We start from the raw sequence: 15,587 nt of genomic DNA, 5'->3' as shown, positions 1-15,587 counted from the left end.
ATATGAAATATTGCATAGAAGTAAAGTTAAAAAATCATTCACATATACTAAATTAGAAAAATTTAAAGGAACTTCATCTGAAGTTCCCTTTGCTTATTTTATGTTCAATACATATGAACCATCTTTATTCTCATATTTATAGACGTATAAATAATATTTTCCTGGCTTTGCATTATAAGTTCCTTTAACTACATTTCCTTCATTTTCACCATATGCTACATAGTTATTTAAATCTGATTCATGATGAAGTACCCATGTCATTCCGATATTTTGTTCATTTAGTAGAGAAATATTAATATTTTCCGGCGAGTCAATTTGGAAAGTAAATACATCTACTCTATCACTATTATGTAGCGTTCCTTTCACCGGTGTATGAAAGTTAACTTTATTTGCCTGTCTAGGCTCATTATTTGGTTCATTTTCTGTTACTTGTAATTCATTCCCACCGTTTAGTTTTCTTTGTTCATAGCCTAAGTTTACTAGTATAGACTTCAAATCTGGTAAAACACCAATTTTATCTGCATATGGATCTTTAGATTTTGTTCCTGTGCTCTGGTTGCTTAATATTGCTCTTAGTTCACTAGGTCTATATGGTTGTCCTAAATTTTCTTTAGCAATGCTTTGTACTAAAGTCGCTGCCCCAGCAATAATTGGCGAAGCACTAGATGTTCCGCTAAAGCTTGAAGTATAAAGATTTACAGCACTTCTACTTTGCTCGGCTGTAGTTGTATCTACATTTTCTCCCCATCCGTACACATCAATACGGCTTCCATAATTCGAAAACCACATACGTTCATGAGGGAAAGATGAAGAGCCAGCTCCTACCATAATTGCACCCGAATCTTTAAAATCTTTACTATTACGATTTAAGACTTGCTTACCCTTTCTATCTTTGAACTGATCTAAATCATTCCACCCATTTGCTCCAGCCTCTATAATTACAATTCCCTTATCTGTACCAGCACGAATTGCATCAAAAATATCTGGTTGTACTTCAACAGGTAAATATTTATCACCATATCCATCAAAGGATGCTTGCGCCTCTAACAATAAAACATCCCCAGCTTCTAACTGATTTACAGCGCTTAATATTGCATCAGCCGTATTATACTGTCCGTTATCTCTTATTTGAGAGATAACCTTTGCTTTCGCTTTTGGCGCAATCCCAATATTCCCGACTTCATTGTCCTCAGAGGATACAATTCCTAGTACAGACGTCCCATGACCGACATGCTGATTTATATTTCTTCCAGACATTAATTCAATATTTTGATGTAATAAATCCTCATGATTTAATAGCCATCCGTATTCCATATCAACAAAAGTGATACCATTTCCATTACCGCCTTGAACTCCCCAGGCGAAAGGCGCATTAATACCGTATGGGGCTGCTTCAAGATAACCTTGTTTTTTAAATCTAGGATTTTTATTAGGATTAAGAGCTACACTTGATGATTGCACCTCAGGTGGCATTATTTTCTCTTGTTTCTTCATATACGCATCTTCTATTAAAGAAGATGCCTTTAACTTATCTACTATTTCTTCTTCATACCCACTATTTTGATTTTGAAGAATATAGTAGTTTAATAAACTTGTAGATACATGATTAGGTGCTTTCACTTCAAGGTTTTGTATTTGTTCCGGGCTTACAGATGTGAATAAACGAGTAAATGTTACATCTGGATATTCTGTCAAAAGATCTTTTATTACTTTATCATTCGTTTGAGATTGTATTTGTTTTTCAATACCATCTTCATATGGAAAATCCAAATCTGCTTTAAATTTTACAATGATTTGCTTATCTGTTTCTTGTTCTATCCCTAATTTACTCTGCTGTTCTATAGAATCAGCATGTACACTATTGATAGTACCTCCTGTTCCTAAAAGTGTTGTAATGATTACAGTTGACGCATACATTTTTTGAAATATTTTCATTACATCAATCCTCCTATTAATAATTATTAATCATTATATTAATCTATAATGATTTTATTTCTATAACGTATTCCCTTTCTACTAAATAGATTATAGTAATCAGAAATATGAACTTCAATGTATTTTCATATGCAATATTTCATATTCTGACTCTACACTACACGAATATGAAACTTATAGTGATTATTTATTTTATATGTGCTAATATACTTACATTAATATATTACGCATATACACATTCTGAACTACATTACTTAATAGTTTCACCTTAATTTTTTCTTAGGAGGATTTACAATGAAATTACTAAAAATAAAACATATAATCCCTTTATCCGCGGCTGCAATTACATTCGTATGTAGTCAAAGTACAGCTGAAGCTTCTACCATTCATACAGTAAAAAAGAACGATACACTTTGGGGCATTAGTAAACAATACGGAGTTTCAATACAATCCATTAAACAGGCTAATAATAAAGGAAACGATAAAACCTTTATTGGCGAACAGTTACATATTCCAGGGTCCGTGAAATCAAATGAAATCACTGTTCCTCAAAACGCCAAGCCTGCGAGCATTTCTGGACAAATTATTTATCAAGTACAACCGGGGGATTCATTAGAAACGATAGCAAAGCGTTACAATGTCACCGTCCAATCTATAAAACAAATTAACAATACAGTCGGAAACAAGCTTTATACAGGACAACATTTAAAAATTAACTCAAGCATTTCACAAAAAGAAAAAGACTTAATGGCACGCTTAGTTACTGCTGAAGCAGGTCGCGAATCCTATAAAGGAAAAGTAGCAGTAGCAAAAGTTATACTAAATCGTGTAAATGCAAAAGGTTTTCCAAATACAATAACAGGTGTTATTTATGAACCTATTAAATACGGATATGCATTTACTCCTGTTACAGATGGCAGAATTAATCAGCCTGCAAGTGCAGAAGCAAAAATGGCTGTAGAAGAGGCTATCTCCACAAATGGAGTACATTCTGACTGGATTTATTTCTACAATCCAAAAACATCAACAGACAAGTGGATTACGACACGTCAAACAGTAGCAGTAATTGGTAACCATGTGTTTGCTAAATAAGATTTAAAATCATTAACAGACCTCTTCACTTAAAAGGTCTGTTTTTTTCTATGTAAGATGTTATTAATCATATGACATAGTGATTTTTCAAACTATTTCTTCTTTCAAATAAAAATTTTTGTATTAACTCCACCACTCGGAGAAGTTAATACAGCATCAAGTTCAAAAACTCCCACTTTATTAATAAAAGCTATTTCTTAACTTCATAAAATTGTTATACACTAGAAAAATAAAAAACAAACTATTCGTTAGCAGGTGAAAGAATATGTATGATGTTACAATTATCGGCGCTGGAGTAAGTAGCATTTTTATGGCTTATTCACTAGCTAAAAGTAACAAAAAAGTTTTAATTCTTGATAAAGGTAAAGCGCTAGAAGATCGCCATTGTCCTTTAGACGAAGGAAAAGTGTGTAATTGTACTACATGTGATAAATATTTCGGGTTTGGTGGTTTAGGAAGATCTGAAGGGAAATTTAATTATACAAACGGATTTGGCGGAGAACTTGAGCAAAAAGTCGGTAAAGAGGGCTTTATACAGCTCATGGCTGAAGTAGATGAAATTCTATGTCAGTTTGGTGGAAGTTCTGTCTCAAAATATTGTACTGAAAATTCAAGTCTCACTAAAAGAGCTGAAGCGTGTGGTTTACAAATGCTAACAACAGAAGTAAGACATCTTGGTACTCCCCTTTCCAATAACATTTTTCAGCAGCTCTATGAATTTTTACTGACGAAAATAAAGATCAAATTTCAAATAGATGTACAACATATTCTGAAACAGGAAGATTATTTTACAATAGAGACAAATCAAGGAACAGTTCAAACTAAGCAACTAGTATTTGCAACTGGGCGTTCAGGGGCCGATTGGTTAAAAGAAATATGCAGTTCTCTAAGTATTTCTCAGGAGCAAACACGTGTAGATTTAGGAATTAGAGTAGAAATGAAAGAACATCAATTACGTTCTATATTAAAAGATACTTTTGAAACAAAACTTTCTTATCAAGGTGAGCATTTCACAGCAACTACTTACTGTATGAATCCAAAAGGACGCATCATTCGAAAGTACGAAGAAGGTTTAGTTATGCCTGACGGTCAAAATTTTCGAGAGCAAGGAACTGGCACTTCTAATTTAAACTTCACTTTATTTATTCCTCGCTATTTTCCAACTCTCAAAGAAGCAAATGTATACGCAAGTTCAATTATTAAAGGCATTAACCAAGGACGAGATCGGATTGTTATACAGCGCTTAGAGGACTTATTAAAGAAACAACCTACGGCGAAAAACAGCATGGAACATAATCGTATACAACCTACACTACAGGGGGATTATGGAGATTTGAATCAAGAAGTTCCTCAATTATATATTGAAGGGCTGAAAGAATTTTTATTACGTTTAGAACAATTTATACAAGAGCCTATTGATCAACATACTTTACTATATGGAATTGACGGAAAGTTCTATGCTCCTACGATAAAAATCAATAACTCTTTTGAAACAAGTGTGCATGGACTATTTTTAGTTGGAGATTGTTCCGGCGTCACTCATTCCTTATCTCAAGCTGCTGCAAGTGGTCTGTATGTTGGAAAGTACTTATCTGACATTTAATTTCTATCATTAAGATGTCAGTCAAATATTTTCAATTCCAAAACACTTTTACTTATATATAGTAAAAGTGTTTTAATAATCCCTCCTATCCTTCCCGGCTAATGATTAACTGGCAAAGAAACGGAATTTTACAAAATACATATGTAACATAACTGTATATTTAAAACGATTGACATTCAATTCTAATAAATTGAATGTCAACAGTTTTAAAAGTCTCTATCCATTTTCACTTTCATTTGTTCGATATTTTGTAACATCATCATAGTGTTTAATATGGTAGGATGTCTATAAGTCAATTTCACTACAACTATGACTTGTTCTGCCCGTTTCTCAAAAAGAGTTATATTTATGCTACTACGCTTTAAAAATCCCCATTGTATGTATATGAATACTTCAAATTATTCCCTTTAGAAAACATAATCTAAATGGTTCATTAAACTCTAATAGTTATAAAAACATAATATATAACTTCAATTAAATAAATTGTATAAAGAAGGTGTAAAAATGAAGAATAAAATAAATTTACAAATGCAAAATATAAGTTTTGTTATAATAATGGCTTTAGCAGTATGGTTAAAAACATATCTTATTACGCGATTCAGTTTTGATTTAAAAATTGAGTCTTCAACGCAAGAGCTTATTTTGTTTATTAGCCCTCTAGCCGCATCATTAGCATTTGTTGGATTAGCATTATTTGCAACTGGTGAAAAGCGAAATTATATAGCGCTATGTATTAATTTCTTATTAACGATCGTGCTTGTTGGAAATGTAATGTTCTATGATTTTTATAGTGATTTCGTTACATTACCAGTACTTGGACAAACCTCAAACTTTGGCCAATTAGGCGGCAGTATTATAGAGATATTAAACTACAAAATTATACTCGCATTCGTAGACATTGTTTTCTTCTTTATTTTATTAAAAAAGAAATCATTGGTCTTTAAAACAGAACGTGTAACTCATTCTACACGCTTGTTATACTTTCTTTTAACGATTGGTGTATTCTTTGCGAATCTACAGCTTGCAGAAAAAGAGCGCCCTGAATTATTAACGAGATCATTCGACCGGGTAATGCTTGTCAAAAATTTAGGCTTATATACTCACCAAGTATATGACTTAACACTGCAAGTAAAAGCTGGGTCACAAAAAGCACTTGCTGATAGTAGTAAATTACAAGAAACTGAAAACTACGTAAAAGCAAACCAAAGCGAGCCAAACCCTAATATGTTTGGTGCAGCGAAAGGAAAAAACGTAATTGTCGTCACTCTTGAATCCTTGCAGACCTTCTTAATAGGCGCATCAGTCAATGGGCAAGAAGTTACACCATTCCTAAATGAATTCATAAATGAAAGTTATTACTTTGATAACTTTTTCCATCAAACTGGTCAAGGGAAAACATCCGATTCTGAATTTCTAATCGATACGTCGTTGTATCCATTAAATCGAGGGGCTGTATTCTTCACACACGGTAACAATGATTATACTGCGACTCCAGAAATTTTACGTCAGCAAGGTTATTTCACTTCTGTATTCCATGCGAATAACGCAACATTTTGGAATCGTAATATTATGTACTCCGCTCTTGGTTATGATCGTTACTATAATGAGCTTGATTACAAAATTACGCCAGAAACAAATTTAAATTGGGGATTAAAAGATATCGAATACTTTGATCAATCAGTAGATATATTAAAAACTGTTGATCAACCATTCTATGCTCGTTTCCTTACTTTAACAAACCATTATCCATTCACGTATGATGAAGATACAAAATTCATTGAACCATACAACTCTGGTAATGGCGTATTCGATCGTTACATCGTAACTGCACGTTACTTAGACGAATCAATTAAAAAATTTATTGAGCGTTTAAAGGCCGAGGGAATGTATGATGATTCTATTATTGTGTTATACGGTGATCATTATGGCATTTCCGAAAAACATAATCGTGCAATGGCACAGTTTTTAGACAAAGATCAAATAACAGAATTTGATACTTTAAATTTACAACGTACACCTTTATATATTCATATTCCTGGACAAACAGAAGGTCAAACTATTTCAAAGCCTACGGGACAAATCGATATGAAACCTACTATTCTAAATTTATTAGGTGTTGGTTCTACGAATGATATCCGTTTTGGCCATGATATGTTTTCAGATGAATATACTGGCTTTGTTGTTTTACGCGATGGTAGCTTCGTTACAGATAAGTATGCATACAAAAACAACACTTTCTACGACCGTATAACAGGGGAAATTGTAGATTTACCAAAAAAAGAAGCTCAAGCCCTCATTAAACGTGCACAAAATGAATTACGAATGTCTGACAAAATTATTGAAGGCGATTTATTACGCTTCTCAGAAAGTAATAAAATTAAAACTGGCGAAGTACAAACTAAAATTAAAGAAACAGAAAAATAATCTATATATGAAAAAGGAGCAACTTATTACAATTGCTCCTTTTTACTTTCTTATAACACATCAGATTTTTCATATATAAAATCTGATGTGTTTACTTTTATTCTACGCTTGTTTCTAAAGCTACATCCGTATAGGTATTATCATCACCTATATTTAAAATTACTTCACATTGACGCAATCTCAATTCAAAGAGCATGATAGAATCATGATAGATTTCAGGATTTGATTTCATCTTATGTAATATCTCTTGTTTTTCTTGTATTTCTAAATGCGTGTTTTCTACAGCTTGCTTTAAGGAGTTAAATGGATTCCTAAAGAATATATTAATATCTCGCTCTTGTGTGTTTTCAAACAGCTCAAATTGCAAGAAAAATTTCTTCATAATAGAAGCCGTTACTTCAGTATAATCTTCATTTTCTACATACTGTTTGTATTTGTTATATAGCATAGATTTATTTTTAGGAAGAACTCCAAATAATTTACCGGCACTTTTCAACAAAAATTGTGCTGGCGTAAATCGACGTAAAATATTTACTTCATCCATTTGTATTCTAGTCGTCATCCTGTCAGTATCTCTGCGCCAGTCATCAAGCACTTTAAAATCACATTCTAACTGTATTCTATTTTCTCCAAATAGTGAATTAAGCCCTTCACTAAGTTCTTCTAAATACGTTTGACTTTGAAGAAGCTCATTATTAGAAGTTGCAATCCAATTTTGCATAGAAAGAGCGAGATTAGGTAATACAGTTTGTTCTAAATATTTATGCACTTTTTCATTCATTGCTTTATTTAGTTCCGTATCCATGTGCCCGAAATCACTTTCTTCACTAATTAAATTAGAACAGCTCTTTAATATCTTCGGAATATTTTCAGTAAGATCATTTGTAATTTCAGTCTTCATTGAACGATATGATTGTGTAATGAAATGAATTTTTTCCCTCTCAAATGCAGTAAGGTTATTAATGCTACCGTTTAGTTTCACTAGCATATCTTCATTCCAATTAATAGCATCTACTAGATTATTTTCTTTCTCAACACGTTTATCCAAAAGATATGTAATTGTTTTTCGAATGAAAAATAATAACTTTTCAGTACGTTCTGCATCGATATTTTTATGATTAAAGTTAAAATGAATAAACTCAGTTAAATCATTTAATTGTTTACTACTTGTATATAACGAGGAATAAGGGAAAATTCTCGCATGCGGGAAATATGTGTTTATTCTCGTTGCCGTATCATGTAATACCCTTTTCACTTCTGCTTCACTGTAAATGTTATCGATTTTATTTAATAAGAAATGAATTTGTAAATTTGGCGTATGTTCTTGAATACTTAATAGAATGTCACGTTCTTTGTCAGTAAAAGGTGAATCCGCATTCAATACGAACAGTAATTCGTCTACAGAATTTAAATATTCGAATATCTCATCTCTAGTGTCGTTATTCCTATTAAAGCCAGGTGTCACTACAAATGTAAGTTTATTTTCATTTAAAAATCTGCATGGTAATTTAAATTCAACACACGCTCTATCTCTATATGTTTGATGGTGCTGAGACATCATATTATGGTAATCAGAGACATCTTCCGTTGTTGTAATTGCTGAGTCTGTTATAGCGTTTATTTCTATATGAGCATCATTTTTTAAAACTACTACATTTGAAATTGATTTTTCTAATATGTTTTCTCCTAATATAGAGTTAATAAATGTAGTTTTTCCATTTCCTGAAGTTCCCGTTACTAAAATACGATTTGTTCTTAAATCTGCGAGTTCGTCAACTAACCATTTAAATCGGTGACCTATTTCTATATTGTGCTTTTGTGCCCACTCTGTAATAGATTCAAAAAGGTGTAAGCTGTACTCTAAGCCATTTACATGATTAATAGAATGTGACAGTAAGTTTTCCGCATGCTCTATATTTGCTAAATCTATTTTGGAAGGGAAAATCTCATCCCATGCCAATACAGCTGCAGATGGAAATACAGCATAAGATGGATTAACTACTTTTAACCAATTTGCTAACAGATTGGGTATGATATCGTTTAATTGTCTAAGCGTATATTGACCTTGAATTAATGCAAAGTAAGTTTCTTCGTAAAAAGCAGAAACTTTGTTCCATATATCGGACGAATGTATTTCAATATGTAAGAAAAATTCATTTATTGTATTAAGCCATAATAAATAATTTTGTTCATCTTTATAACTGTTCCAAAGTGATGAAACCATTTGCGTAAACTGTACTTGATCTACATTATTTAATGTAGCTAATGCATTATAAAAATAATCTGGTGAAATATGTTTAGTAAACCCTTTATCAATATATCCTTTTAATACCTCAAACCACGGATACGATTCTATTCGAATTAACTCATTCACAGCAAGCTCTACTGCACTATCAAAATCTTGCTGTTCCTCATAAAAGGAACGGGCAATTTTTGTGACATTCGGATAATCAGGATTTAAAGAAACTGCTTCTTTAATAACACCGAAAGCTGAGTCAAAATTATTTTGCTCAATGTAAAGAGAAAGTAATTGTAGTCTAATTTCAATCATCAATATTTTATTATCAGTAGTAATAGAAGTATAAATATTTTCAGCATATGATAATTGATTAAGTTCGAAATAAGCATCCGCAATATTTTTTTGTGCCCATGGTGCTAATTCATTACTAACCTTCTCCCATTTAAAAATAGCTGCTTCAAAATCTTGATGACGATAATAAAATTCACCTTGTGCAAAACGAATATAAGACCCATCAGAAATCTCATTTTTTTCATCGTTTACATAAGCTTGTCCAAGTACGTCAAGAGTTGGTTTTGTTTCATTCTCCATTAGGAATGTTTCATAATACATCTTTTTTATTAATTGTTTTTCTAATCTCATCTTTTCCCCCACTATATCTTGAAAATACATTTTTAAGATATACCAATACTTTTTGTATGTATGCTTTTTATCTTAACAAAGAATATCTTTTGGAAAATTTCATTTTCCTTTCATTTTTCAAGTTAGATTGAATTTTTATGAGAAAAGTTTCAGTTTTTTTTCAATTCCCTTTCAGTTATGAAACAGCATTAAATGTTCCTAATAACCTAATAATACTATAATATTCCACATTATATTATCAAGAAAATCTCATATAAACCATATTATAAAAACAATCTATATTGAATTTATATGCATTATTCACTGCGCTGTCAAACAAAAAAATAACAATAGGAGCCAACGGCTATTCATACCATTTCTTTCTCAAATTATTTTCCTTTAAAAGGCTTCAGTGGTTATGTAATTAAATTCCATTAACCTATATAAATAACTAGTCCAAAAAAAATCTATATGCATATCATGTTATAGTAAAGAATTTAGGAAATCCTAAAAGGAGGCATTTTCATGTTTGAAGATAAATCTAAAATAAATTACCCATATGAATTTACTGAAACCACAACAGTTCCTCTAAAGAACCCCATTGATAAAAAATTCAAGAACGGCACAGGTACACATAACTTTCCAATTAAGAAACACTACAAAGAGCAAGTTCTATACACTGAAAAAATTAATAATAATAAAAATAAATAATCGTATAGATCCTTATGACAATTAACCAAATAAGAATCAATATTAGGCCATGCATAGTTATGTCTTTAATAATGTAAAAATCTTCATTATACTATTCATGCACCTTTTAAAAAGTGCTGTATACAGCGCTTTTTTATACATAGATAAATATAAGCTAACGCAGCCAAGAAATAAACTGCAAAATTACTTCACCATATTCTCGTTTAACAATTAAATCTACATATTAAAAGGGAGCAACAGTAAATGTTGCCCCCTTTTGAAATGTAGTTTATTCACTCTACATAACCCTCTTAAACATCTTCTCCAACTCATAAGTAGAATGATGCACAAGAATCGGTCTTCCGTGCGGGCATGTATACGGGTTTGTTGTTGTACGTAGTTCTTCCAGTAAAGCAAATATTTGATCGTTCGTTAAATATTGATTCGCTTTAATCGATGCTTTACAGCTCATCATGATGGCTGCTTCTTCACGTAATTTTTTAATATCAACTTTTTTTAGTTTAACAACTTGCTCCATCATTTCATCGATAATTTCTGTTTCTTGTCCTTTCGGGAACCACGTTGGATGTGAGCGGACGATAAAGGATTGATGGCCAAATTGCTCCAAGAATAGACCGACTTTTTTCAGTTCTTCTAGTTGCTCTTCAACACGTAAAAATTCAGTAAGAGATAAATCGATACGGTACGGTACAAGCAGTTCTTGTACTTCTTGCGCTACCCTTCCTACTTTATCACGGAAGTATTCATAATTAATACGTTCCTGCGCGGCATGTTGGTCAATCATATATAAGCCTTTATCATTTTGAGCGAAAATATATGTTCCATGCATTTGTCCAATTGGATAAAGTGGCGGTAAGTCATTACCGTTCATTTCAATCTCTTTTATTTCCTGAACTTCTTCTTCCAATTCCTCTAATTCAAAGTCCTCTTCATTACTGTCCCACGATTTTTCTTCTCGAATTGGTTCTTCCATTATCGGTCTAGTAGATGGCTGCCAACTTTGTTCTTCTCTTACGAGCGACTGTGGTGGTTGCCATTCTTGTTTCGGCGGTTGCCACAGTTGTGCTGGCTGTTTCACAGGCAGCGGTTCTTCTTGTTTTTCATCCATGCCAGTTGGTAAAACAATGTCCGGCATGGATGGTTCTTTCGGCTTCGCATGCTCAAACTGGAACTGTTCTTGCACACTCTCGTCTTTTTCTTTTTTCTTCGTTGTTACGCCTGCATCTGGAATGAGCTGTATTTTTTTAAATGCAGCTTGCAATGTTTCTTCGATAAGCTTTAGCAATTCTTGTTCTTTACTAAAACGAACTTCTAATTTTGCAGGATGTACGTTAACGTCAACAAGCATTGGATCCATTTCAATCGATAAAAATCCGATTGGATATCGTCCGACTGGCAGTAATGTATGATATCCTTGCTGAATTGCTTTCATTAATACAAAGTTTCGAACGTAACGGCCATTTACGATTGTTGACATATAATTTCGAGATGCTCTCGTTACTTCTGGTAATGTTACATAGCCTGTAATTGTGAAATCTAAAGATTCAGCTTCAATCGGAACAAGTTTCTTCGCAACTTGAATGCTGTAAATCGATGCAAGTACTTGTCTTACATCACCATTACCTGACGTATGAAGCAATTTCTTTTCATTATGAAACAGCTTTAACGATACTTCTGGATGTGACATTGCAATACGATACACAATATCTGTAATATTACCAAGCTCTGTATGAATGGTTTTCATATATTTAAGACGCGCTGGTGTATTAAAGAATAAGTTTTGTACTGTAATATCTGTTCCTTTTCGGCTCGCGGTTTTCTCTTGCTTTATAATGTCTCCACCTTTAATAATAAGGTGTGTACCAGGTGCATCACCTGTGCTAGTGATTAATTCTAATTCACTAACTGAGGCGATACTCGGCAATGCCTCACCACGGAAACCGAGTGTTCTGATGCGAAACAGATCGTTTTCATCTTTAATTTTACTTGTCGCATGTCGTTCAAAAGCTACGATGCAATCTTCTTCTGCAATGCCATCTCCATTATCAATGATGCGAATTTTCGATAAACCAGCTTCTTCTAAGTGGATTTCAATAGATGTACTATTCGCATCGATAGAATTTTCCACAAGTTCTTTTACGACTGAAGCAGGACGCTCTACTACTTCTCCTGCCGCAATTAAGTTAGAGAGTTGGTCATCGAGTTTGCGAATTTTCCCCATCTACTTACTCATCCTTTCTTTAACTTTTTCTGTAAGCGATACAGTTCGTTCATCGCTTCTAAAGGCGTCATATCAAGTAAATCAATTTTTTTAATTTGCGCCAGTACTGCTGTTTCTTTTTGATCTAACGCAAGCTTGTCTTGTTTCTTCGAAGACTGTTCTCCTCCAAAGAAAGATAGTTGTGATTCTTCCTCAGTCTCTACTTTCGCCTCTAGTACTTCTACTGGCTCTTCTTTTACAACTACAGGTTCTGGAATAACTTCTTGCTCCTGCACTTTCACTTCTACACGCTTTGGAATAATAATTTCTTCTTGTCCTTCTAGTTGTGCTAACACTTCTTTCGCACGGGCAATTAAGCTATCTGGAAGCTCTGCAAGTTGCGCAACGTGGATTCCGTAACTTTTATCTGCTGCTCCATCTTGAATTTTATGAAGGAATACTACTTTACCATTCTCTTCAATTGCTGAAACGTGTACATTTTTCAGTTGATCTAAACTCTCTTCTAACACAGTCAATTCATGATAATGTGTAGAAAATAACGTTTTTGCCCCAATTTGGTCATGAATATGTTCAATGATTGCCTGTGCAAGTGCCATGCCATCATACGTAGATGTACCTCGTCCAATTTCATCAAATAAAATTAAACTTCTTTCTGATGCGTTTGCAATTGCATTTTTCGCTTCTAACATTTCGACCATAAATGTACTTTGACCTGAAATCAAATCATCTGCTGCACCAATTCTCGTAAAGATTTGGTCAAATACAGGTAATACTGCTTCTGTCGCTGGTACGAAACAACCAATTTGTGACATAACCGTTACAAGTGCTAACTGTCTCATATACGTACTTTTACCAGACATGTTCGGTCCTGTAATTAAAAAGACATCCATCTTCTCTGGCATAATACAATCATTCGGTACATACAATTTCCCGTTCAATACTTTTTCAACGACAGGATGACGACCATCTTTAATAAAGATTTCACGCTTCGTTGTTAGTACAGGTTTTACAAACTGTTCTTCTTCACTAACTGTCGCAAAACTTTGCAGTACGTCTAATTCACTAATTACTTTTGCTAAATGTTGTAATTTCGGAATAAATACTTTTACTTCTTCACGAAGCGCTGTAAATAAATCGTATTCTAGTTGTACAATTTTTTCTTCTGCTTCTAAAATTAACGTTTCTTTTTCTTTCAATTCATCTGTAATGAAACGTTCAGCATTAGCAAGCGTTTGTTTTCGTTCGTAGCGGCCTTCTGGAAGTGCTGCAAGATTCGCCTTCGTCACTTCAATGTAGTAGCCGAAAATACGGTTGTACCCGATTTTTAACGATTTAACTCCTGTAATATCACGCTCTCGTTTTTCAAGCTCAGCGATCCACGTTTTTCCGTTTTTACTAACGTAACGATATTGATCAAGCTTGTCATTATAACCGTCTTTAATAATATCTCCATCTTTAATAGAAAGCGGTGGGTTTTCTTGAATACTTCTTCCTAGTAATTCAGTTAAGCTCTCACATGGATCCGCGCCTTGAATTAACCTTGCTGCATAAGCATTATCTAACAAACTAATCGCTTCTAAAATAGCTGGTACTTGAAGTAAAGATCGTCTTAACTGTAATAAGTCCCGTGCATTGACATTACCAAATGCAACTTTTCCTGCTAAACGTTCTAAATCATATACTTCTTTTAATTTTTCTTTTAAATCTTCACGTAAGAAGTAATCATTTACAAATGTTTCAACCATTTCTAAACGCTCTTCAACTTTTTCTTTCTGAATAAGTGGACGTTCCATCCACTGTTTTAACATACGACCACCCATAGCTGTTTTTGTTTTATCCAATAGCCATAATAATGATCCTGTTTTTTCTTTCGTTCGAAGTGTTTCCGTCAGCTCTAAATTTCGCTTTGAATGCACATCAATTTTCATAAATTGATTCGTATAATAAATTTCTACAGGTTGTAAATGATCTAATGAACGTTTTTGCGTTCTTATCACATAGTTAAATAAGCGTCCAATTGCTTTAATTAACTTTGCTTGCGAAACATTTTTCACAAGATGTTCTAATCCTTCAGGAATTGCCGTTGCATCTTCATATGAAATTGTCATTTTTAACGTTTCAGTTAATTTATTTAATTCATCTTTAGAAAATGAAGAATCTACAACAATTTCTTTCGAACCAGTTGCATACACTTCCAATAAAATATCTTCTACTGAACCAGTCAATAACGTTACTGTATTTTGTCCAGTCGTTAAATCATTACAAGCTAAAGCATATGATCCATCTTCAAAATGTGTTAATGCGGCTAAGAAGTTGTTTTCTTTCTCATCAATTGTACGCCCTTCCATCATCGTTCCTGGCGTAATTAGTTGTACTACTTCACGGCGCACTACACCTTTAGCTGTTTTTGGATCTTCCACTTGCTCACAAACAGCAACTTTATATCCTTTTTCAACAAGTTGTTCAATATAGTTTTTAGCTGCATGATGCGGTACACCGCACATCGGTATACGATCACTACTGCCACCATCTCGGCTCGTTAATGTAATCTCAAGTTCATGAGCTGCTTTAACGGCATCTTCAAAGAACATTTCATAAAAATCGCCTAATCGGAAAAATAAAAAGGCATCTTGATAGTCTGCCTTAACCTTTAAATATTGCTGTATCATAGGGGTATATTGCGTCATACTTTTCCTCCATAATTCTTACATAGTAATCAATTTTCATATATGTCACATTTC

General features: G+C 33.2%; 8 protein-coding genes. 4 read left to right on the top strand and 4 right to left on the bottom strand.

The window, feature by feature from the left end; genetic code table 11:
- Positions 1–93: 93 nt before the first annotated feature.
- Complete coding sequence (locus ACLBXA_RS19905) at positions 94–1,935, bottom strand: S8 family peptidase (RefSeq protein WP_000689210.1); 1,842 nt, start codon at positions 1,933–1,935, stop codon at positions 94–96.
- A gap of 294 nt (positions 1,936–2,229) precedes the next feature.
- Between ACLBXA_RS19905 and ACLBXA_RS19900 the strand changes: the two genes are divergently transcribed.
- The 3 genes from ACLBXA_RS19900 (at position 2,230) to ACLBXA_RS19890 (ending at position 7,054) form a co-directional block, all read left to right on the top strand.
- On the top strand, positions 2,230–3,027 hold the full coding sequence (locus ACLBXA_RS19900; RefSeq protein ID WP_447617419.1) for a cell wall hydrolase: 798 nt from the start codon (positions 2,230–2,232) through the stop codon (positions 3,025–3,027).
- A 265-nt stretch (positions 3,028–3,292) separates the two neighbouring features.
- Positions 3,293–4,630, top strand: coding sequence for an NAD(P)/FAD-dependent oxidoreductase (locus ACLBXA_RS19895; RefSeq protein WP_000272409.1), 1,338 nt, complete (start codon positions 3,293–3,295; stop codon positions 4,628–4,630).
- A gap of 504 nt (positions 4,631–5,134) precedes the next feature.
- Positions 5,135–7,054, top strand: coding sequence for an LTA synthase family protein (locus ACLBXA_RS19890; RefSeq protein ID WP_000791036.1), 1,920 nt, complete (start codon positions 5,135–5,137; stop codon positions 7,052–7,054).
- 97 nt (positions 7,055–7,151) lie between these two features.
- On the opposite strand, the gene ACLBXA_RS19885 is transcribed toward ACLBXA_RS19890, so the two are convergent.
- Positions 7,152–9,935: a dynamin family protein gene (locus ACLBXA_RS19885; protein WP_001235296.1), complete on the bottom strand. Its 2,784-nt coding sequence runs from the start codon at positions 9,933–9,935 to the stop codon at positions 7,152–7,154.
- Positions 9,936–10,439: 504 nt separating this feature from the next.
- On the opposite strand from ACLBXA_RS19885, the gene ACLBXA_RS19880 reads away from it, so the two are divergent.
- Positions 10,440–10,625, top strand: a complete 186-nt coding sequence (locus ACLBXA_RS19880; RefSeq protein WP_000461138.1) for a hypothetical protein — start codon at positions 10,440–10,442, stop codon at positions 10,623–10,625.
- Positions 10,626–10,902: 277 nt separating this feature from the next.
- On the opposite strand, the gene mutL is transcribed toward ACLBXA_RS19880, so the two are convergent.
- Together mutL and mutS are read right to left on the bottom strand one after the other, a co-directional pair.
- Positions 10,903–12,846 (bottom strand): DNA mismatch repair endonuclease MutL, encoded by a 1,944-nt coding sequence (gene mutL, locus ACLBXA_RS19875; protein ID WP_000516486.1) that lies wholly within the window; start codon positions 12,844–12,846, stop codon positions 10,903–10,905.
- Positions 12,847–12,854: 8 nt separating this feature from the next.
- Positions 12,855–15,533, bottom strand: coding sequence for a DNA mismatch repair protein MutS (mutS, locus tag ACLBXA_RS19870; protein WP_000195990.1), 2,679 nt, complete (start codon positions 15,531–15,533; stop codon positions 12,855–12,857).
- Positions 15,534–15,587 lie beyond the last annotated feature (54 nt).

It is taken from the genome of Bacillus sp. D48C (genome assembly GCF_053345735.1).
This window is presented reverse-complemented; position numbering and strand designations above follow the sequence as displayed.